This window comes from Bradyrhizobium iriomotense (assembly GCF_018130765.1).
Lineage (GTDB): Bacteria > Pseudomonadota > Alphaproteobacteria > Rhizobiales > Xanthobacteraceae > Bradyrhizobium > Bradyrhizobium iriomotense_A.
Genome location: NZ_JAFCJZ010000013.1, coordinates 35,338 through 54,135, shown reverse-complemented (window position 1 = coordinate 54,135; position 18,798 = coordinate 35,338). Strand labels below are relative to the sequence as shown.

The 18,798-nt window shown below is 64.5% G+C and carries 22 protein-coding genes and 1 other RNA gene; 14 read left to right on the top strand and 9 right to left on the bottom strand.

Going from position 1 to position 18,798, the window contains the following annotated elements; translation table 11 throughout:
- Positions 1-30 precede the first annotated feature (30 nt).
- Complete coding sequence (locus tag JQ635_RS22155; RefSeq protein ID WP_211411894.1) at positions 31-792, top strand: outer membrane protein; 762 nt, start codon at positions 31-33, stop codon at positions 790-792.
- Between the two features lie 91 nt (positions 793-883).
- Here the strand turns inward: JQ635_RS22155 and JQ635_RS22150 are convergent, their stop codons facing one another.
- Positions 884-1,174, bottom strand: a complete 291-nt coding sequence (locus JQ635_RS22150; RefSeq protein WP_211411893.1) for a hypothetical protein — start codon at positions 1,172-1,174, stop codon at positions 884-886.
- A 120-nt stretch (positions 1,175-1,294) separates the two neighbouring features.
- On the bottom strand, positions 1,295-1,693 hold the full coding sequence (locus JQ635_RS22145) for a DoxX family protein (RefSeq protein ID WP_211411892.1): 399 nt from the start codon (positions 1,691-1,693) through the stop codon (positions 1,295-1,297).
- Positions 1,694-1,849: 156 nt separating this feature from the next.
- Between JQ635_RS22145 and JQ635_RS22140 the strand changes: the two genes are divergently transcribed.
- Positions 1,850-2,230 carry a winged helix-turn-helix transcriptional regulator gene (locus tag JQ635_RS22140; protein WP_211411891.1) on the top strand — a complete coding sequence of 127 codons (381 nt, stop codon included), beginning with the start codon at positions 1,850-1,852 and terminating at the stop codon, positions 2,228-2,230.
- 209 nt (positions 2,231-2,439) lie between these two features.
- Here the strand turns inward: JQ635_RS22140 and feoB are convergent, their stop codons facing one another.
- The 7 genes from feoB to ssrA form a co-directional block, all read right to left on the bottom strand.
- Positions 2,440-4,311: a ferrous iron transporter B gene (feoB, locus tag JQ635_RS22135; RefSeq protein ID WP_211411890.1), complete on the bottom strand. Its 1,872-nt coding sequence runs from the start codon at positions 4,309-4,311 to the stop codon at positions 2,440-2,442.
- Between the two features lie 36 nt (positions 4,312-4,347).
- Positions 4,348-4,623 carry a FeoA family protein gene (locus JQ635_RS22130; protein WP_183241853.1) on the bottom strand — a complete coding sequence of 92 codons (276 nt, stop codon included), beginning with the start codon at positions 4,621-4,623 and terminating at the stop codon, positions 4,348-4,350.
- A 116-nt stretch (positions 4,624-4,739) separates the two neighbouring features.
- Positions 4,740-4,991 (bottom strand): ribbon-helix-helix domain-containing protein, encoded by a 252-nt coding sequence (locus JQ635_RS22125; RefSeq protein WP_018640860.1) that lies wholly within the window; start codon positions 4,989-4,991, stop codon positions 4,740-4,742.
- Positions 4,988-5,176 carry a DUF4169 family protein gene (locus tag JQ635_RS22120; protein WP_211411889.1) on the bottom strand — a complete coding sequence of 63 codons (189 nt, stop codon included), beginning with the start codon at positions 5,174-5,176 and terminating at the stop codon, positions 4,988-4,990. The genes JQ635_RS22125 and JQ635_RS22120 overlap by 4 nt, the downstream gene beginning before the upstream one ends.
- Before the next feature lie 279 nt (positions 5,177-5,455).
- Entirely contained in the window at positions 5,456-6,889 is a 1,434-nt protein-coding gene (gene fumC / locus JQ635_RS22115; protein WP_211412075.1) for a class II fumarate hydratase, read from the bottom strand.
- 90 nt (positions 6,890-6,979) lie between these two features.
- The gene (locus JQ635_RS22110; protein ID WP_211411888.1) at positions 6,980-7,498 is read right to left on the bottom strand and encodes an SspB family protein; all 519 of its coding nucleotides are present in this window, start codon (positions 7,496-7,498) and stop codon (positions 6,980-6,982) included.
- Between the two features lie 115 nt (positions 7,499-7,613).
- Positions 7,614-7,981, bottom strand: a transfer-messenger RNA (tmRNA) gene (ssrA, locus tag JQ635_RS22105).
- 85 nt (positions 7,982-8,066) lie between these two features.
- Between ssrA and JQ635_RS22100 the strand changes: the two genes are divergently transcribed.
- From JQ635_RS22100 to JQ635_RS22045, 12 genes are all read left to right on the top strand, one after another.
- Entirely contained in the window at positions 8,067-8,672 is a 606-nt protein-coding gene (locus tag JQ635_RS22100) for a chromate transporter (protein WP_211411887.1), read from the top strand.
- Positions 8,669-9,199 (top strand): chromate transporter, encoded by a 531-nt coding sequence (locus tag JQ635_RS22095; RefSeq protein ID WP_211411886.1) that lies wholly within the window; start codon positions 8,669-8,671, stop codon positions 9,197-9,199. The genes JQ635_RS22100 and JQ635_RS22095 overlap by 4 nt, the downstream gene beginning before the upstream one ends.
- Before the next feature lie 96 nt (positions 9,200-9,295).
- Entirely contained in the window at positions 9,296-10,057 is a 762-nt protein-coding gene (locus JQ635_RS22090) for a tripartite tricarboxylate transporter TctB family protein (protein WP_211411885.1), read from the top strand.
- A 7-nt stretch (positions 10,058-10,064) separates the two neighbouring features.
- Complete coding sequence (locus JQ635_RS22085) at positions 10,065-11,579, top strand: tripartite tricarboxylate transporter permease (protein WP_211411884.1); 1,515 nt, start codon at positions 10,065-10,067, stop codon at positions 11,577-11,579.
- A 129-nt stretch (positions 11,580-11,708) separates the two neighbouring features.
- The gene (locus JQ635_RS22080) at positions 11,709-12,692 is read left to right on the top strand and encodes a tripartite tricarboxylate transporter substrate binding protein BugD (RefSeq protein WP_211411883.1); all 984 of its coding nucleotides are present in this window, start codon (positions 11,709-11,711) and stop codon (positions 12,690-12,692) included.
- 171 nt (positions 12,693-12,863) lie between these two features.
- Entirely contained in the window at positions 12,864-13,658 is a 795-nt protein-coding gene (locus JQ635_RS22075; RefSeq protein WP_014493053.1) for a thymidylate synthase, read from the top strand.
- Complete coding sequence (locus JQ635_RS22070; RefSeq protein WP_211411882.1) at positions 13,659-14,144, top strand: GNAT family N-acetyltransferase; 486 nt, start codon at positions 13,659-13,661, stop codon at positions 14,142-14,144.
- Positions 14,144-14,656 (top strand): dihydrofolate reductase, encoded by a 513-nt coding sequence (locus tag JQ635_RS22065; RefSeq protein WP_211411881.1) that lies wholly within the window; start codon positions 14,144-14,146, stop codon positions 14,654-14,656. The genes JQ635_RS22070 and JQ635_RS22065 overlap by 1 nt, the downstream gene beginning before the upstream one ends.
- A 153-nt stretch (positions 14,657-14,809) precedes the next feature.
- Complete coding sequence (gene hflK, locus JQ635_RS22060) at positions 14,810-15,952, top strand: FtsH protease activity modulator HflK (RefSeq protein ID WP_211411880.1); 1,143 nt, start codon at positions 14,810-14,812, stop codon at positions 15,950-15,952.
- Positions 15,949-16,845: a protease modulator HflC gene (gene hflC / locus JQ635_RS22055; RefSeq protein ID WP_211411879.1), complete on the top strand. Its 897-nt coding sequence runs from the start codon at positions 15,949-15,951 to the stop codon at positions 16,843-16,845. Before hflK ends, hflC begins: the two co-directional genes overlap by 4 nt.
- A 72-nt stretch (positions 16,846-16,917) precedes the next feature.
- Positions 16,918-17,124: a DUF2065 domain-containing protein gene (locus tag JQ635_RS22050; protein WP_211411878.1), complete on the top strand. Its 207-nt coding sequence runs from the start codon at positions 16,918-16,920 to the stop codon at positions 17,122-17,124.
- 144 nt (positions 17,125-17,268) lie between these two features.
- Complete coding sequence (locus JQ635_RS22045; protein ID WP_211411877.1) at positions 17,269-18,777, top strand: Do family serine endopeptidase; 1,509 nt, start codon at positions 17,269-17,271, stop codon at positions 18,775-18,777.
- Positions 18,778-18,798 lie beyond the last annotated feature (21 nt).

Here is an 18,798-nt window from a genome sequence, read left to right as displayed (position 1 = left end):
AAGAAATTTGAGCAAAAAGGGGACGAGACAATGAAGAAGCTTTCGATCGCTGCGATCGGTTTCGCGGCACTGAGCATGGCGGCTCCGGCCATGGCTGCCGATATGGCTGTCAAGGCAGCGCCGCCGCCGGCGCCGGTGGTGGCGGTTTACAATTGGACCGGATTTTACATCGGCGCCAATGGAGGCTGGGGGCAGAGCCATGGCTGCGTGGATTTTCTGACGCCCGCAGGGACACTCGCAAGTGGTTGCGCTAATCGCTCTGGAGGCCTGGTTGGCGGACAGATTGGGTACCGCTGGCAGATCAATCAGTTTGTGGTCGGCCTGGAAGCCCAGGGCGATTGGGCCGAGATCAAGAACACGCGCGTCACCCTGATCGATCCGCTGATCTCGACCACGGGCAAGACGGATGCCATCGGGCTGTTCACGGCCCAACTCGGTTGGGCCTGGAACGCCTCGCTGCTCTACGTGAAGGGCGGCGCTGCCGTGACGCGCAATCGCTTTGACATCTTCAACAATGTCACCGGCGTCGGTCTCGCCTCGGCAGGTCACACGCGCTGGGGCGGTGCGCTGGGTGTCGGCTGGGAATATGGATTCACGCCGAACTGGTCGGTCGGCATCGAATACGACCATCTCTGGATGGGGCGTGACAACACCACCTTCGGAGCCGGCGTAGTCACGCCCGGTGGATTCACCCTCACGGGCAGCGGGGTCAGCCAGGACATCGACATGGTCACGCTTCGGGTGAACTACCGCTTCGGCGGCTACGGTGCGCCGGTCGCGGCGCGCTATTGAACCAACGTCCTTACAGTGAAGCCAGGCCCCGGCATCAACCGGGGCCTTTTTTTGTGAGGCCAGGGAAAACGCGAGGATGCGATCGCGCCCCTCAATAGCAAGGCGGGTAGGGGTAATATCCGCAAGCCCGGCGATAGCCATAGGCCCCATAGGCTCCATAGGCTGCGGCTCCCGCCGCTGCCGCACCGTAATACGCCCGCCGATGGACCCGGCGGTTGACGCCGGCAACGCTTCCGGGCGTAAGGGGACGCCCGACGCGGGCCTCGGCTGTGTCGGTGGACACGGTCAGCGCATCCACCGGCGAGTAGCGGAACGACAGGGGCGCTGCCGCGAACAGCGCGGCAGTTACGAACAGTCCAAGCAGCTTGGCACGTCCAGTCATGTGCTCTCTCCCTTTGCAGGACGACGAGAAAACGTGCCATGCCGATGAGGTGGACCATTGACTGAAATCAATGGAGCGCAATTCCGGATGGATCGCGGGATCCGCTGGTTCCACCCGGGGCTACGAGATCACAAGTATCGCCGTTTGCGCGTAAGGCGAGGGGATCTCCCGCGCGGCGTTCTGGGTGACGAACGAGGCGGCTAGCAGCACGAGGCCCACCAACGCAGGCACTGCACCGCCGGGCTTCCTGACGCCGAGATAGGCAAGGGCCGCCAGCAGCAGGTGAAAGAAGATGCCGGCATAGGCGAGATCGCTGAGCGCGACGCTGACGCGCAACAGGATCACCGCAGGGCCCAGCACTTTCACGACGATCATGACCGGCACGAGATAGGCGGGATAGCCGAGTTCGGCGAGGGCCTGCCGGACCCAGTCTCCCCTGGTGAGGTACATGTAGGCAGAGGTCAGGTAGAGCAGGCACAACAGCGCCGTGCTGATCCAGTAGGTGTAGATTGCAGCCATGAGGTCTCGTTGATCGCCACTGAACGCGGCAATCTCTCCTTCGTCTCGTTGGTTTCGTGTGTGGATGCGCAGCCTGCATCGGCGCGTCTGCATCACGCATCGAAAATGCTAAGCAAGACCGTATTTCGCAAGTAGGATGAATAATCCGCGCTAAGTATGGAAAACCAGACCATGGCCGATAAGGCGCTCAACATGCACGAGGAGATGCGGCGCGCCTTCGCGTTGCTCTCCGGCAAGTGGAAGCTCGAGATCATGTGGCTGCTCAACCAGCGGATCTACCGCTTCGGCGAGCTGCGCAAGGCGATCCCCGGCATCACGCAGCACATGCTGACCGCGCAGCTGCGCGAGCTCGAGGCGGACGGCCTGGTGTTGCGCACCGTGTTCGCGGAAGTGCCGCTACGTGTCGAATACGAGATCACCGAAAAGGCGCGTGGGCTCGGCCCGACGATGGAGGCCCTGACGGCGTGGTGGACGAAGTATGGAAAAAGCGTGCCGGCGAACGCGGGTGGGCGGGGCCGCAAGGCCAGGCGCGGTTGACTGGTCCGCGGAGATGCGAACGCAGGTCGATGATGCCATCATGCCAGTGTTTTGCCCGACGGCGCAACTGGGGCACGCGTCGCCCGGATTTCGCGACGTTCCATCCGGGCTACGGCCGGATGATTTTGGTGCTCGCGTAAGTCATTGATTTCACAACCCCCGCCTACTGTGCATGGGGTTGTTTTCGCTGTTTTGGTTTGGAAGGGCTGCTAGCCCGCGCCCAGCGCCACCGCGACGTTGTACGTCACGAGGCTCGCCGCATAGGCCAGCACCAGCATGTAGGTGAAGGTTGCCGCCATCCACCCCCAGCTTCCGGTCTCGCGCCGGATCACGGCGAGCGTCGAGGCGCATTGGGGAGCGAAGATGTACCAGGCCAGCATCGACAGCGCGGTGGCGAGCGACCATTTCGTCGCCAGCACCTGGCCGATCTGCTCGGCGGCTTCCTTGCCGCCTTCGATGGCGTAGACGGTGCCGAGCGCGGCGACCGCGACCTCGCGGGCCGCCATGCCCGGGATCAGCGCCACCGCGATCTGCCAGTTGAAGCCGACAGGGGCGAGCAGCGGCTCGAGCGCCTTGCCGATGATGGCGGCGAGGCTGAAGTCGATCGCTGGCTCGGTGCTGCCGGCCGGCGGCTGCGGGAACGAGGCCAGGAACCAGATCAGCACCATCATCGAGAAGATCGTGGTGCCCGCGCGCTGCAAAAACATCTTGGCGCGGGTGTAGATGCCGATCGCGATCGATTTCAGCCTGGGCATCTTGTAGTCCGGCAGCTCCAGCATGAACGGCGCCGGCGCATAGTCCCGGATCATGAAGAACTTGATCACGAACGAGACGGCAAGCGCGCTGGCGATGCCGGTGGCGTAGAGGCCGAACATCACGAGGCCCTGCAGGTTGATGAAGCCCCAGACGTCCTTCGCAGGGATGAAGGCCGAGATGATCAGCGTGTAGACCGGGATGCGCGCCGAGCAGGTCATCAGCGGCGCGATCAGGATCGTGGTCAGCCGGTCGCGCTTGTTGTCGATCACGCGCGTCGCCATGATGCCGGGAATGGCGCAGGCAAAGCTCGACAAGAGCGGAATGAAGGCACGGCCGTGCAGGCCGGCGCCGCCCATGATGCGATCCATCAGGAACGCGGCGCGCGCCATGTAGCCGAAATCTTCCAGCAGCAGGATGAACAGGAAGATGAGGATGATCTGCGGCAGGAACACGATCACGCTGCCGACGCCGGAGATCACGCCGTCCTGAAGGAAGCTCTGCAGCAGGCCGTCGGGCAGGGTGGCTTTCACGAGCTCGCCGAGTGCGTCGAAGCCTGACTTGAGCAGGTCCATCGCCGGCTGCGCCCAGGCGAACACCGCCTGGAACATCACGAACAGGATCAGCGCCAGCACGATCAGGCCGCCCACGGGATGCAGCACCACGGCGTCGATCCGCGCGGTCCAGGTGTCGGGCCTAGCAGGCAGGCTGACACAGTCGGCGATGATGCGGTCGGCCTCGCGCTGGGTGGCGCGCAGCTCGGAGACGCTGAGCGCGCGCCAGCTGTTCTCCTGCGGTTCAGTGGCAAGCTTTGCGGAAATCTCGTCGGTCAGCGCCAGCAGGTCGGCCGTGCCGCCCTTGCGCACCGCGATCGAGGTCACCACGGGCACGCCGAGCTCCTTGGCGAGCCGCTCGACGTCGACAGTGATGCCGCGGCGGGCGGCGATATCGAACATGTTGAGCACGAGGATCATCGGCCGGCCGGTGCGCTTCAGCTCAAGCAGCAGGCGGATGGTCAGGCGCAGATTGGTGCTATCGGCCACACACAGCACGAGATCGGGCACGATCTCGCCAGAGGCCTTGCCGAGCACGAAGTCGCGGGTGATCTCCTCGTCCGGGCTGCGGCCGCGCAGCGAATAGGTGCCGGGCAGGTCGACCACGGAGACCTGGCGGCCGAGCGGGGTGACGAAGAAGCCTTCCTTGCGCTCGACGGTGACGCCGGGATAGTTCGCGACCTTCTGCCGGCTGCCGGTCAGGGCATTGAACAGCGAGGTCTTGCCGCTGTTGGGCGTGCCGACCAGGGCGAGATGCAGCAGGGGTGCTTCCATGGGATCAAAGGCCTGGGGGCAAAATTCCGGTCGCTATCAGGCGACGATGATGGCCATGGCTTCGCGCCGGCGGACCGCGATCGTGATGCTGTCGACCCTGACCGCGATCGGGTCGCGCCCGACCAGCCCCTCGTGCAGGACCTCGACCCGGGCCCCCTCGACGAAGCCGAGCTCGATCAGGCGGCTCTCGAGCTCGATGTCCGAAAGCGCCGAATCCGTATCCTTGGTGGAAAGGTGCTGAATGACGCCGGTATAGCCGCGCAGGGCCAGACCCAGCGGCATATGCGGGCGCGTATCATCATGGTCGGTCATGCCCTGTATTTTCAACGCAGGGCATCGAGGTCAAGCGCACTCGGCGGCTGAAACTGCACCTTAGAGTGATTTTAAAGTACAGGCGCCGTGGTCGCGCCGAAAACACGTCCCGGCGGCTACTGCGCCGGGACCTTGTCCGGCTGGGCAGCCATGGCCCGGCTCTTGAAGTAGTCGAGCACGAACAGGCGGATCGCCGAGGACAGGTTGCCCTGCTGGCGGTTGCCGTCGATCTCGCCGACGAGTTCGGACAGCGTCATGTTACGCAGGCCCGAGATCTCCTTCATGCCGTTCCAGAACGCCTCTTCCAGGCTGACGCTGGTCTTGTGGCCGGCGACCACGATCGACCGTTTCACGACGGGCGACTTCATGACTGATCCTCGTGATCGATCTGATGCTGGTCCAGGTGCGCCTTCGCCTTGTCCGCGCGCGTCTCCTCCGCCGACCGCTCCGCCTTGGTGCGGCCGAACTTCGTCCGGTTGGCGTCCGCCTGTTTCGCCGAAGCTTCCCGCTCGGCGCGCTTCCTGAAACGATTCAGGTTGATGACGTTCCCCATGCCGCGTCTCCATCATCCGATCCTTTCCAGGCAGGATGAAACATTCAGAAACTGGGTGGCGCCTCGCGCCCCAAAAGACTTGATCGCCATTCGCTTGTCCTCGTCAATCGGCCCTTCGGGCCATCAAACGATGAATTTCGCCCCGTCAAGGGCGGTGGGGCTCCCGTAACACGCCGCCCCACCGGAACATTGACGGTAATCAAATCCCGCCCCCAAAACCGCATATTTCTGGGCGTCCAGCGTCCGTATCATTACGGATGACTATCGGAATTCGGAAGTTTAGCCCGGGCTGGTCATCTTCTCCGGGCGCACCAGGCGGTCGAATTCATCGGCCGAGACGAAGCCGAGCCGCAGCGCCTCCTCCTTCAGGGTGGTGCCGTTGGCATGGGCGGTTTTGGCCACCTTGGCGGCGTTGTCGTAGCCGATCTTCGGGGCCAGCGCCGTCACCAGCATCAGCGAGCGCTCCATCAGCTCCCGGATGCGCTTTTCGTCGGCGCGGATGCCGCTGACGCAATGCTCGGTGAAGGAGTGCGCCGCATCCGCCATCAGGCGGATCGAGTGCAGCATGTTGTAGGCCAGGACCGGCTTGTAGACGTTGAGCTCGAAATGGCCCTGGCTGCCGGCGACCGTGATCGCGGTGTGATTGCCGAACACCTGGCAGCACACCATGGTCATCGCCTCGCACTGCGTCGGATTGACCTTGCCCGGCATGATCGAGGAGCCCGGCTCGTTCTCCGGCAGGATCAATTCGCCCAGCCCGGAGCGCGGGCCCGATCCGAGCAGGCGGATGTCGTTGGCGATCTTGAACAGGCCGGTCGCGACCGAATTGATGGCGCCGTGCGCCAGCACATAGGCATCGTTCGACGCCAGCGCCTCGAATTTGTTGGCGGCGCTGGTGAAGGGAAGTTTCGTGATCCCGGCCACGTGCTTTGCGAACAGCTTTGCAAAGCGCGGCTTCGAGTTGAGGCCGGTGCCGACGGCGGTGCCGCCCTGCGCCAGCGGATAGAGGTCCTTCACTGCCATCTTCAGTCGCGCGATGCCGCTTTCGACCTGCGCGGCATAGCCGGAAAATTCCTGGCCGAGCGTCAGCGGCGTCGCATCCTGGGTGTGGGTGCGGCCGATCTTCACGATCTTCGAAAACTCCTTCTCCTTCTTGCGCAGCGCGCGCAGCAGTTCGCCGAGGGCCGGCACGAGATCGGCATTGATACGGCTGGCGGCCGCGATGTGCATCGCGGTCGGAAAGGAGTCGTTCGACGACTGGCTCATGTTGACGTGATCGTTGGGATGCACCGGCTTCTTGGCGCCGAGTTCGCCGCCAAGCAGCTCATTGGCGCGATTGGCGATCACCTCGTTGAGGTTCATGTTGCTCTGCGTGCCCGAGCCGGTCTGCCACACCACAAGCGGGAAATGGTCGTCAAGTCTGCCCTCGATCACCTCGCGCGCCGCGCGGATGATGGCGTTGGCGCGGCGCTGGTCGAGCAGGCCGAGCTCGAGGTTGGACTGCGCGGCCGCAAGCTTGACGATCCCGAGCGCATGCACGAGCGAGATCGGCATGCGGTCCGTGCCGATGCGAAAATTCTGGCGCGACCGCTCGGTCTGCGCCCCCCAATAGCGATCGGCGGGCACTTCGATGGGACCGAAGCTGTCAGTCTCAATGCGGGTTGCGGGGCGGGCGGTCTTCGAGCGGGAAGCTTTGGCCATGAGCACATCCATTCTGCCGCGCGAAATGCCGCGCAGCCTCTTCACGTGCTCTTCTATACAGGCAGTTTGACCGGGCGCGATGGCTCCGCGCGACAGCCTAGATCATTTCTTGCGGAAACGATCGAGCCGCACGACCTCGGCGCCGCCTTGGTTCGGCGGCGTCGGCTCTTCTGCGGTCTCCGCCTTCTCGGCGGTGGCGGCAGGCACGGCGACGGCCGACGGGGCAGGCGCTGCCGGCAAATTCTCCGGCGCGACCTCGGCGACATCGGAGGTGTCGAACTGGAGGCCGAATTTCACGGACGGATCGAGGAAGCTCTTGATGGCGCTGAACGGCACCACCAGCCGCTCCGGAATGCCGCCGAAGGACAGGCCGACCTCGAAGCGGTCTTCGAGCACGGTCAGGTCCCAGAACTGGTGCTGCAGGATGATCGTCATCTCTTCCGGATATTGCGCCAGCAGCCGCGACGACAGCTTCACGCCCTCGGCCTTCGACACGAAGGTGATGAAGAAATGGTGCTCGCCCGGCAGGCCATGGACCGCGGCATCGGTCAGCACCTTCCGCAGCACGCCGCGCAGCGCGTCGCGGGCCAGCACATCGTATCGGATATGATCGGTCGCCATGGTGGTCCTGTTGCATTCCAGGAGTTGGGCCCTGCCGGCCCGACTCGCCAAGGCCGCAATAGTACCGCGCCTGATGGGTCAGCAGGAGTCCCCGCCGGGGAGGAAATAAAAGGCAAGTGGAGGCTTCTGTTGCCAGGTGCCTCCGAACCCCGCCTAACGGAGCTTAACCCGCTAGGACTTTAAGATGGTCTTTCAAACTGCGTTACGCAGCCTGAGCAACCGGAGCAAAGTTGTCGTTGGCAACTATTGCAGTAGCCCGATAACGGCGGAACAATACCGGGAAAAAGCACGCCCTTTACGCCCTCGTCGATCCTATTTCGCCCCCGCCAAAGCCCGCTTTGGGGCTCACCCGATGGGTGGGCTTTGGTGGAGGCGCCGGGTACCGCCCCCGGGTCCGAATGGTTTATTGCGACGACCGTTTATTTCCATAGCCGGCGAACCGGCACCCCCAATATAGGGGGCAAAGGTTTCAAAAAACAGAGGTTTCGAGCGGCGACGTGCGGTTCCCTTTGGATAGGGTCCGGGTCCGATCTTGGCCGCGCCGCGGCCGCCGTTCTAAGCTCCTGAGATGTCCACCGATTCAGCACCGGCCGCCCAAGAGCCGGATCGTGCCGCGTTGAGCGGGCCACTGCCCAGCCTGGGGGCGCTGTTCATGGCCTTTGCCCGGATGTCGCTGGCCGGTTTCGGCGGGGTCCTGGTGTTTGCCCGGCGCGCGATCGTCGAGCAGCACCGCTGGATGACGGCGGACGAGTTCAACGAGACCTTCGCACTCTGCCATTTCCTGCCCGGACCCAACATCGTCAATCTGTCGATGGTCTTTGGCGCGCGGCTGCGCGGGATCGCCGGAGGTGCCGCCGCCTTTGCCGGGTTGCTGCTGCCGCCGACGCTGATCATGACCGTGCTCGCGATCGCCTACGCCCGGTTCGGCGACCTCGAGGTGCTGCGTCGCATTCTCGCAGGCATCTCCTGCGCCGCGGTCGGCCTGCTGATCGCGGTGGTCTTCCGCATGATGACGCCGCTCCTGAAACGGATGGAGGCGGTCGCGCTGATCCTGATGCTCGGCGTCTTCCTCGCCATCGGCGTGCTCCGTCTTCCGCTTCAGGCCGTGCTGCTGGTCGCGATCCCCGTGAGCATCGGCGTCACCTTCCTCCTGCGGCGGAAGGTAGCAGCGTGAACGCCGAGAACCCGGTCTGGGCGCTGATCTCGACCTTCGGCCTGATGTCGCTGTTCGCGGTCGGCGGCGCCGCCGCGGCGGTGCCCGAGATGCACCGGATCGCGGTCGACGTGCATCACTGGATGACCGACAAGCAGTTCGCGGATGCCTATGCGATCGCGCAGCTCTCGCCAGGTCCGAACGTGCTTATCGTGACGTTAATCGGCTATGCCGTCGCCGGCATCCCCGGCGCGCTCGCGGCGACGCTGGCGATGTGCTTGCCGACCGCGCTGGTTGCCTATTATGTCAGCCGTCTCCTGAACCGGCCCAGCCAATCGCGCTGGCCGGCCCTGATCCAGGCTGCACTGGTTCCGCTCTCGATCGGATTGATGGCGGCGAGTGCCCTGATCCTGGCCCAGTCGACCGACGGGACAATTGCTGCAGTGCTTCTGACCGCGACGGTTGCGGTGATCGCATCGGTCTCGCGCATCAATCCACTCTGGCTCCTGCTCGCCGGGGGCCTGTTGGGTTTTGCTGGCATTGTGTGATGAAAATCGCTAGGCAGTGCTGCGGCCCGGGGGATCCCTTTCCAGCCGATTTAGAACAACAGTGCTCGTGACTTACGGGTCGCGGAGGAGACATGCATGGCCGAGACGATGGGCCACTCAGCGACAGCCACCCGAAACACCAAGGTGGTGATCGGTTTCTGCTTGCTGGCGATAGCGCCGCAGATCTTCGAATTCATCTGGTCGATCGGGACCATCTTCGGTTGGGGCGCGGGACGCGGTCCGGCCACCGTCCTGATCAGCCACGCCACCGCGCTGGTCGCGGGCGCTCCCGCGACCCTGATCGGAGCAGCCAGTGGTGATACCAAGAAGGCGTCCTCCGATGTGCTGCTGGCGCTGATCTATTCCTATCCGATTTTCGCGGTGGCGATCGTCACGCTGTTCATGACCATCCGGTCGGCGCAAGACTATGTTGGCGGTGTCATTCTGATGGCGCTCGCTTTGTTCGCGCTGTGGGCGTCGAGCGATCTGCAGGGTATGCGCGGCTTTTCCTTCGGCGCAGGCACCGCGCCGCGGATGTTCGGCGGGCTTCTGGTCGCCCTGTCGGCGGGCATCGCCCTGACCGGCCTTCTGTCCGACGGGCCGTCGATGGCGCATTATTCCTGGCGCGGCCCGCTGTTCGTGATGGTCGGGATCCTGTTCTTCGCGCTGGCGATCCGGCCGCTCGGCCTCGTGGTCACGGCCTTCGCGAGCTTCATGATCGCAGCGACGGGGTCGCATGAGACGCGCTGGCTGGAGGCCGCCATCGTCGGCGCCTGCCTGACGATCGGCTGCGCGATCCTGTTCCCTTACGTGCTGGGACTGCCGATGCCGATGTTTCCGCGTTTCCTGATCCAGTGAGGCTGTGATGGATATTTTTGCCAACCTCGCTCACGGCTTTGTCGTCGCGCTCTCTCCGATCAACCTGCTGATGTGCCTGATCGGTGCCCTCGTCGGCACGCTGGTCGGCGTTCTCCCTGGTATCGGCACCATCGCGACCGTGGCGATGCTGTTGCCGATCACCTTCGGTCTGCCGCCGGTCGGCGCGCTGATCATGCTCGCCGGCATCTATTACGGCGCGCAATATGGCGGCTCGACCACGTCGATCCTGGTCAACATTCCAGGTGAGGCGACATCGGTCGTCACCGCGATCGACGGCCACCAGATGGCCAAGCAGGGCCGCGCCGGCCCGGCGCTGGCGATTGCGGCGATCGGCTCCTTCTTCGCCGGCTGCGTCGCGACCGTCTTGATCGCCGTGCTCGGCGCGCCGCTGACAAAGCTCGCGCTCGCGTTCGGTCCGGCCGAGTATTTCTCGCTGATGGTGCTCGGCCTGATCTTCGCGGTCGTGCTGGCCAAGGGCTCGGTGCTGAAGGCGATCGCGATGATCGTGTTCGGTCTCTTGCTCTCGATGGTCGGCTCGGACATCGAGACAGGCGCATCGCGCATGGCCTTCAACATTCCGGAACTCGCCGACGGTCTCGGCTTTGCGACGGTGGCGATGGGTGTGTTCGGCTTTGCCGAGATCATCCGTAATCTCGACCATGGCGCCGAGATGAACCGCGACCTCGTGCAGCAGAAGATCACCGGCCTGATGCCGACCAAGAAGGACCTGATCGACTCGACGCCGCCGATCCTGCGCGGCACCGTGCTCGGCTCGATCCTCGGCATCCTGCCGGGCGGCGGCGCGGTCATCGCCTCGTTCGCGGCCTATACGCTCGAGAAGAAGCTCGCCAAGAACCCGTCGCGGTTCGGCCGCGGCGCGATCGAGGGCGTTGCGGCGCCGGAAAGCGCCAACAACGCGGCGGCGCAGACCTCCTTCATCCCGCTGCTCACCCTCGGCATCCCGCCGAACGCGGTGATGGCGCTGATGGTGGGCGCGATGACCATTCACGGCATCGTGCCGGGTCCGCAGGTGATGCAGAAGCAGCCGGACCTCGTCTGGGGCATGATCGCCTCGATGTGGATCGGCAATTTGATGCTGATCATCATCAACCTGCCGCTGGTCGGAATCTGGGTCCGCCTGCTGCGCGTGCCGTACCGGCTGATGTTCCCCTCGATCGTGATCTTCTGCGCGATCGGCATCTACTCGGTGAACAACGCACCCGTCGACGTCATCCTCGCCGGCGTGTTCGGGCTCGTCGGCTATTGGCTGATCAAGCACGATTTCGAGCCGGCGCCGCTGCTGCTCGGCATGGTGCTCGGACCGCTGATGGAGGAAAACCTGCGCCGTGCGCTGCTCATCTCGCGCGGCGACTGGAGCGTGTTCCTGACGCGTCCGTTGTCGGCGGTGCTGCTGGCGGTCGCGGCAAGCCTGCTGATCCTCACGGTGCTGCCGGTGCTGCGCGCCAAGCGCGACGAGGTGTTCACCGAATCCGAGAACTGATTGCGTCCGCGCGGCGCCCTGCGTCCGCGCGCCGCATTCGGAAGTCGAATCGACGTGTGTGATGTCTTCGTGACATGAAAATGCCGGCCCGTGTGGCCGGCATTTTTGTTTGTGTCCCGGGGAAACGACATGACCTCTCTTCGCGCGCTTGCTACGGGCGTATGTGCTGCCGCGCTCGCATCGCTGTGCGCCTTTGTTGCACCTGCGAAGGCGCAAACCTATCCGACGCGCAGCATCACCATGATCGTGCCGTTCGCCGCCGGTGGGCCGACCGATGTCATCTCGCGCATCGTCACCGCACACATGGCGCAGACGCTCGGCCAGAGCATCATCATCGAGAACGTGGTCGGTGCCGGCGGCACCACCGCAACCACGCGTGCGGCGCGTGCCGCCAATGACGGCTATACGCTCATCACCGGGCATATGGGCACGCATGCGGCGTCCGTGCCGCTCTATCCGAAGCTCGCCTATCATCCCGAGAAGGATTTCGAGCCGATCGCGCTGCTCGCGGGCACCCCGATCCTGATCCTCGCGCGCAAGGACTTTCCGCCGAAGGACCTGAAGGAGTTCGTCGCTTACGTGAAGGCCAATGCCGAGAAGGTGAACGCGGCGCATGCCGGCGTCGGTTCGGTCTCGCACGTCTCTTGCGAGCTCCTGCACTCCATCCTCGACGTCAAGCCGGTCGGCGTGCCCTTCAACGGCACCGGCCCCGCGATGAATGCGCTGGTGGCGGGGCAGGTCGATTACATGTGTGACCAGATCGTCAACGCCGTTCCGCAGATCAACGCCGGCACCATCAAGGCCTATGCGATCGCAACGCCGGAGCGCAATCCGTCGCTGCCGAACGTGCCGACGACGGCTGAAGCGGGCCTGCCTGCGTTCCAAGCCCAGGCCTGGAACGCGATGTTCGCGCCGAAGGGAACTTCGCCCGCGATCATTGCGAGACTGAACGCCGCCGCCGTCAAGGCGCTCGACGACGAGATCGTGAAGAAGCGCCTGCTCGAGCTCGGCAGCGTCATCCCGGTTCCTGCGGACCGGACGCCGGAGGCGCTCGCCACCCTCGTGAAGAATGAGATCGTGAAGTGGACGCCGGTGCTCAAGCCGGCAAGTTAACCAGCACTATCAAGTCGATAGGCGAGGGGCGGGACGCAAGTTCCGCCCCTTGTCGTTTGCCGAGGGAACGCTCACCTTTTCCGGGTATAATCTGTGGGAGCAGCGAATCGCCGCTGTCGCAGCGCGGGGGCGGCCGTTAAGTTCGCCGCCTCCCCAAAGGCTCTATCGCACATGCATCAATATCAGGACCTGCTCGAGCGGATTCTTTCAGACGGGGCCGAAAAGACCGACCGGACCGGCACCGGCACGCTGTCGGTGTTCGGCCATCAGATGCGCTTCAATTTGTCGGCCGGCTTCCCGATGCTGACCACCAAGCGGCTGCCGCTGAAGGCGATCGTCCACGAGCTGTTGTGGTTCCTGAAGGGCGACACCAACATCAAATATCTGCGCGACAACGGCGTCACCATCTGGGACGAGTGGGCGGACGCCAATGGCGACCTCGGCCCGGTGTACGGCCATCAGTGGCGCTCCTGGCCCACGGCCGACGGGCGCAGCATCGACCAGATCGCCAATGTCATCGACATGATCAAGCGCACCCCGGATTCCCGCCGGCTGATCGTCACCGCCTGGAATCCCGCCGACGTCGAGAAGATGGCGCTGCCGCCCTGCCACCTGCTGTTCCAGTTCTATGTCGCGAACGGCAAGCTGTCGTGCCAGCTCTATCAGCGCTCGGCCGACGTCTTCCTCGGTGTGCCCTTCAATATCGCTTCCTACGCGCTGCTCACCATGATGGTCGCGCAGGTCACCGGCCTGAAGCCTGGCGACTTCGTGCACTCGCTCGGCGACACCCATCTTTATTCCAACCATCTGGAGCAGGCGCGGCTCCAGCTCACGCGCGCGCCGCGGGCGCTGCCGGTGATGCGGATCAATCCCGATGTGAAGGACATCTTCTCCTTCCGTTACGAGGATTTCGAGCTGGTCGGCTACGATCCGCATCCGCACATCAAGGCGGAAGTCGCGGTCTAGATGTCACTGGATATTCGCCGCGCGCGCCCGGGCGAAGCCGGTCTCGTTCTCTCCTTCATCCGCGAGCTCGCCGAATACGAAAAGCTGTCGCACGAGGTCGAGGCGACCGAGGCTGACATCGCGGAGGCGCTGTTCGGCGAGAGGCCGCAGCTCTATTGCGCGATCGCCGAATGGAACGGCGAGGCGGTCGGCTTTGCGGTGTGGTTCGCCAATTTCTCCACCTTCAGCGGCCGCCACGGCGTCTATCTCGAAGATCTCTATGTGCGGCCGTCGCATCGGGGCAGGGGCCTCGGCAAGGCGCTGCTGGTCTATCTCGCCAGGGAGTGCGTTGAGAACGGCTGGTCGCGCCTGCAATGGGCCGTGCTCGACTGGAACGCGCCGTCGATCGCGTTCTACAAGTCACTCGGCGCCGTGATGATGGACGACTGGACGCTGTGCCGCGTCACCGGTCCTGCGCTGAGGCGGCTTGCCGGGAGCACGTCCTGATGGAGGTCGTTTTCGTCGTTGCGATCGCGGAGAACGGCGTCATCGGCGCCGGCAACGCAATGCCGTGGCGCATGAAATCCGACATGGCGCGCTTCAAGGCGCTGACGATCGGCAAGCCCGTCATCATGGGCCGCAAGACCTTCGAATCCCTGCCCCGCCGTCCCCTGCCGGGCCGCACCAATATCGTCATTACGCGCGATGCGGACTATCGCGCCGCGGGCGCCGTGGTCACGACATCGTCCGCGGCCGCGGGCGACGTCGCGCTTGGCGATGCCCTGCGGCGCTCGGTCACCGAGATCGCGGTGATCGGCGGCGCCGAGATCTTTCGGCAATGGCTCGATCGCGCCGATCGGCTCGAAATCACCGAAGTGCATGCGCGGCCCGAGGGCGATACGCATTTCGACATCGACAAGGCAGAGTGGGATGAGGTGGCGCGCATCCGTCATCCTGCCGGGCCCGACGACAGCGCCGACTTCTCCTATGTGACATATCGTCGGCGGCCGCCCCATTAACCGCATTCGCCAATGTTAACATTGACTTTTCTGCCTTCGGGCTTAGCTCGAAAGGCAGCCAAGGCTGCGTTGTAAGGGACCTGCCTGTCCCCTATAAAGCCGGACCGGACAAAGCGGGCGGGGGCAATTCCACCCTGCCGAGGAGAGCGTCGAATGCCGTGGAAGAATCAGGGCGGTGGCCCGTGGGGCTCGGGTCCGAAAGGACCATGGGGCTCAGGCCCGCAACCGGTGGGGCCGAGGCCGCCGGATCTGGAAGACCTTCTCCGGCGCGGCCAGGACCGCCTGCAGCAGATCATGCCGGGGGGCTATTTCTCCGGCGTCGGCATCACGCTGATCATCCTGCTGATCATCGCATTCTGGCTGCTGTCGGGCTTCTTTCGCGTGCAGTCCGAAGAGCGCGGCGTCGTGCTGCGCTTCGGCAAGCATGTCCGCACCGTGGACCCCGGCCTGAATTATCATCTGCCCTATCCGATCGAGACCGTGCTGCTGCCGAAGGCGCTGCGCGTTAACACCACCTCCATCGGCATGACGCTGATCGACGATCCGGCGCGGCGCGGCCGCTCCATCCGTGACGTGCCGGAAGAGAGCCTGATGCTTACCGGTGACGAGAACATCGTCGACGTCGACTTCACCGTGCTGTGGCGCATCAAGCCTGACGCTGGCGGCGTCGGCGACTTCCTTTTCAATATCCAGAACCCCGAAGGCACCGTGAAGGCGGTTGCCGAGAGCGCGATGCGCGAGGTGATCGGCCGCTCGCAGATCCAGCCGATCCTGACCGGCGCCCGCAACACGATCGAGCAGGGCGTGCAGGAGCTGATCCAGAGGACCCTCGACAGCTACGGCGCCGGCATTCTCGTCACCCAGGTGCAGATGCAGAAGGTCGACCCACCGGCGCAGGTGATCGATGCGTTCCGCGACGTGCAGGCGGCACGCGCCAATCTCGAGCAGCTGCAGAACGAAGCGCAGACCTACGCCAACCAGGTGGTGCCGCAGGCCCGCGGTCGTGCGGCGCAGATCCAGCAGGCTGCTGAAGGCTACAGGGAGCAGGCGGTCGCCGAGGCCAAGGGCCAGAGCGCGCGCTTTCTGAAGGTTTACGAGGAATACAAGAAGGCGCCCGACGTGACGCGTGAACGGATCTATCTCGAAACGATGGAGCGCGTGCTCGGCGGTGCCGACAAGCTCGTCTATGACGGCGGCCCCTCGGGCCAGGGCGTCGTGCCCTTCCTGCCGCTCAACGAACTGACGACCAAGCGGCCGCCTGCCGCCGGCCAGCCCTCGAGCGGAGGCAACCGATGAGGTCTCCGGTCACAGGTATCGTCACGCTGCTCGGTCTCCTGCTCGTCGTGATCGTCGGCTACATGTCGCTGTTCACGGTGCAGCAGACCGAACAGACCATCGTGCTGCAGTTCGGCAAGCCCGTCGATGTCGTCACCGATCCCGGCCTGCACTTCAAGGCCCCGTGGAATTCGGTCATCAATATCGACAAGCGGATTCTCGATTTGGAGAACCCGTCGCAGGAAGCGATCGCGTCGGACCAGAAGCGGCTCGTCGTCGACGCCTTCGCGCGCTACCGCATCAAGGACGCGCTGCGCTTCTATCAGAGCGTCGGCTCGATCCAGGCCGCCAACATCCAGCTCACGACGCTCCTGAACGCGGCGCTGCGCCGCGTGCTCGGTGAGGTCACCTTCATCAACGTGGTGCGCGACGACCGCGAGAAGCTGATGCAGCGCATCCGCGACCAGCTCGATCGCGAGGCCGACGGCTACGGCATCCAGGTGGTGGACGTCCGGATCCGGCGCGCCGACCTGCCGGAGCAGAACAGCCAGGCGGTCTATCTGCGCATGAAGACCGAGCGCGAGCGCGAGGCGGCCGAGTTCCGCGCGCAGGGCGGCCAGAAGGCCCAGGAGATCCGCTCCAAGGCCGACCGCGAGGCGACCGTGATCATCGCGGAGGCCAATTCGCAGGCCGAGCAGACCCGCGGCGCGGGCGATGCCGAGCGCAACCGCCTGTTCGCCGAGGCCTACAGCAAGGATGCCGACTTCTTCTACTTCTACCGGTCGATGACGGCCTACGAGAACGGGCTGAAGTCGAGCGATACCCGCTTCCTGCTGCGGCCGAATTCGGATTTCTTCCGGTATTTCGGTAACCCGGCCGGCAAGACGGCGACCGAGACGCCGGCGAAGCCGTAAGCTAGACAGGGGCGGCCGTTCTGGCCGCCCCTTCGTCCAGACAAGAACAGCACTACGGGAGGTTCCAATCCGATGAGGTCCATTGCGTTCGCCGACTTCCTCATCGGCTTGGGCATCCTGTTCGTGCTAGAAGGCTTGATGTTTGCGGCGAGTCCAAACTGGATGCGCAAGGCCATGAAGAGTGCGATGTCCACTCCCGACCATGTCCTGCGGGCCGTCGGGATCGGTTCGGCTGTCGTCGGCCTGATCCTGATCTGGGTGATGCGGCGTCCGGTTTAGCCGCAGCGCCAACGCCAAAGTGAAGGCGGAAGGCCGGTTTTCGCCATATTATCCGGGTCTTGAGACCCGTTAAGGTCCGCGCTTGCGCCGCGCCCCCGTTCGAGCGCAGTCTGGCGCCGAATCCTTATTTCTCTGGAGATCACAATGACCGCTGCCACCATTGCCCCGACCCGCTTGCGCCATGGTGTGCGAATTGGGCTGGCCGCGCTCGCCATCAGTGCTTTCAGTGCGCTCGGCAACCCGGCTCAGGCGCGCGGACCGGAGGGTATCGCCGACGTCGCCGAGAAGGTGATCGACGCGGTCGTCAACATCTCGACCTCGCAGACTGTCGAGGCCAAGGGCGGCGCCAACACCATGCCGCAACTGCCGCCCGGCTCGCCCTTCGAGGAGTTCTTCGACGACTTCTTCAAGAACCGCAGAGGCCCCGGTGGCGGCAGCAAGGGCGGCGACAATAACAGCGGCCCGCCGCGCAAGACCAACTCGCTCGGAAGCGGCTTCATCATCGACACCTCGGGCGTCGTCGTCACCAATAACCACGTCATCGCGGATGCCGACGAGATCAACGTCATCCTCAACGACGGCACCAAGATGAAGGCGGAGCTGGTCGGCGTCGACAAGAAGACCGACCTCGCGGTGCTGAAGTTCAAGCCGACCAAGCCGCTGGTGGCGGTGAAGTTCGGCGACAGCGACAAGCTGCGCCTCGGCGACTGGGTGGTCGCGATCGGCAATCCCTTCAGCCTGGGGGGAACGGTGACCGCCGGCATCGTCTCGGCCAAGAACCGCGACATCTCTTCCGGTCCCTATGACAGCTACATCCAGACCGACGCCGCCATCAACCGCGGCAATTCCGGCGGCCCGCTGTTCAACCTCGAAGGCGATGTCATCGGCGTCAACACCCTGATCATCTCGCCCTCCGGCGGTTCGATCGGCATCGGCTTCGCCGTGCCGTCGAAGACGGTTGCGGGCGTCGTCGATCAGCTCCGCCAGTTCGGCGAGCTGCGCCGCGGCTGGTTAGGGGTGCGCATTCAGAGCGTCACCGACGAGATTGCCGAGAGCCTCAACATCAAGCCGCCGCGCGGCGCGCTGGTTGCCGGCGTCGATGACAAGGGCCCGGCCAAGCCTGCCGGCATCGAGCCCGGCGACGTCGTCGTCAAGTTCGACGGCAAGGACGTCAAGGACCCGAAGGACCTGTCCCGCGTCGTCGCCGACACCGCGGTCGGCAAGGAGGTCGATGTCGTCATCATCCGCAAGGGCCAGGAAGAGACCAAGAAGGTTACGCTCGGCCGCCTCCAGGATCCCGAGAAGGTGCAGGCCGCGGTGAAGACCGACGAGCCGGCGCCCGAGAAGCCGGTGACGCAGAAGGCGCTCGGCCTCGATCTCGCGGCGCTGAACAAGGACCTGCGCACACGCTACAAGATCAAGGACAGCGTCAAGGGCGTGGTCGTCACCAATGTCGACGCCAATTCGGATGCCGCCGAAAAGCGCCTCTCCGCCGGCGACGTCATCGTCGAGGTCGCGCAGGAAGCCGTCTCCAGCGGCGCCGACATCCAGAAGCGCGTCGACCAGCTCAAGAAGGACGGCAAGAAGTCGGTGCTGCTGCTGGTCTCGAATGCCGACGGCGAGCTGCGGTTTGTCGCGCTGAGCGTGCAGTAATCGCGGCACGGTCCCGTAGGG

Excerpts from the sequence above, each read along its gene's own strand:
- JQ635_RS22100 (WP_211411887.1), top strand. The coding sequence starts at position 8,067 with ATGTCCACCGATTCAGCACCGGCCGCCCAAGAGCCGGATCGTGCCGCG.
- JQ635_RS22150 (WP_211411893.1), bottom strand. The coding sequence starts at position 1,174 with ATGACTGGACGTGCCAAGCTGCTTGGACTGTTCGTAACTGCCGCGCTG.
- JQ635_RS22110 (WP_211411888.1), bottom strand. The coding sequence starts at position 7,498 with ATGGCGACCGATCATATCCGATACGATGTGCTGGCCCGCGACGCGCTG.
- JQ635_RS22050 (WP_211411878.1), top strand. The coding sequence starts at position 16,918 with ATGAGGTCCATTGCGTTCGCCGACTTCCTCATCGGCTTGGGCATCCTG.
- JQ635_RS22155 (WP_211411894.1), top strand. The coding sequence starts at position 31 with ATGAAGAAGCTTTCGATCGCTGCGATCGGTTTCGCGGCACTGAGCATG.
- JQ635_RS22075 (WP_014493053.1), top strand. The coding sequence starts at position 12,864 with ATGCATCAATATCAGGACCTGCTCGAGCGGATTCTTTCAGACGGGGCC.
- JQ635_RS22140 (WP_211411891.1), top strand. The coding sequence starts at position 1,850 with ATGGAAAACCAGACCATGGCCGATAAGGCGCTCAACATGCACGAGGAG.
- JQ635_RS22080 (WP_211411883.1), top strand. The coding sequence starts at position 11,709 with ATGACCTCTCTTCGCGCGCTTGCTACGGGCGTATGTGCTGCCGCGCTC.
- JQ635_RS22120 (WP_211411889.1), bottom strand. The coding sequence starts at position 5,176 with ATGGGGAACGTCATCAACCTGAATCGTTTCAGGAAGCGCGCCGAGCGG.
- feoB (WP_211411890.1), bottom strand. The coding sequence starts at position 4,311 with ATGGAAGCACCCCTGCTGCATCTCGCCCTGGTCGGCACGCCCAACAGC.
- JQ635_RS22090 (WP_211411885.1), top strand. The coding sequence starts at position 9,296 with ATGGCCGAGACGATGGGCCACTCAGCGACAGCCACCCGAAACACCAAG.
- fumC (WP_211412075.1), bottom strand. The coding sequence starts at position 6,889 with ATGGATGTGCTCATGGCCAAAGCTTCCCGCTCGAAGACCGCCCGCCCC.
- hflK (WP_211411880.1), top strand. The coding sequence starts at position 14,810 with ATGCCGTGGAAGAATCAGGGCGGTGGCCCGTGGGGCTCGGGTCCGAAA.
- JQ635_RS22065 (WP_211411881.1), top strand. The coding sequence starts at position 14,144 with ATGGAGGTCGTTTTCGTCGTTGCGATCGCGGAGAACGGCGTCATCGGC.
- JQ635_RS22045 (WP_211411877.1), top strand. The coding sequence starts at position 17,269 with ATGACCGCTGCCACCATTGCCCCGACCCGCTTGCGCCATGGTGTGCGA.
- JQ635_RS22085 (WP_211411884.1), top strand. The coding sequence starts at position 10,065 with ATGGATATTTTTGCCAACCTCGCTCACGGCTTTGTCGTCGCGCTCTCT.
- JQ635_RS22130 (WP_183241853.1), bottom strand. The coding sequence starts at position 4,623 with ATGACCGACCATGATGATACGCGCCCGCATATGCCGCTGGGTCTGGCC.
- JQ635_RS22145 (WP_211411892.1), bottom strand. The coding sequence starts at position 1,693 with ATGGCTGCAATCTACACCTACTGGATCAGCACGGCGCTGTTGTGCCTG.
- hflC (WP_211411879.1), top strand. The coding sequence starts at position 15,949 with ATGAGGTCTCCGGTCACAGGTATCGTCACGCTGCTCGGTCTCCTGCTC.
- JQ635_RS22125 (WP_018640860.1), bottom strand. The coding sequence starts at position 4,991 with ATGAAGTCGCCCGTCGTGAAACGGTCGATCGTGGTCGCCGGCCACAAG.
- JQ635_RS22070 (WP_211411882.1), top strand. The coding sequence starts at position 13,659 with ATGTCACTGGATATTCGCCGCGCGCGCCCGGGCGAAGCCGGTCTCGTT.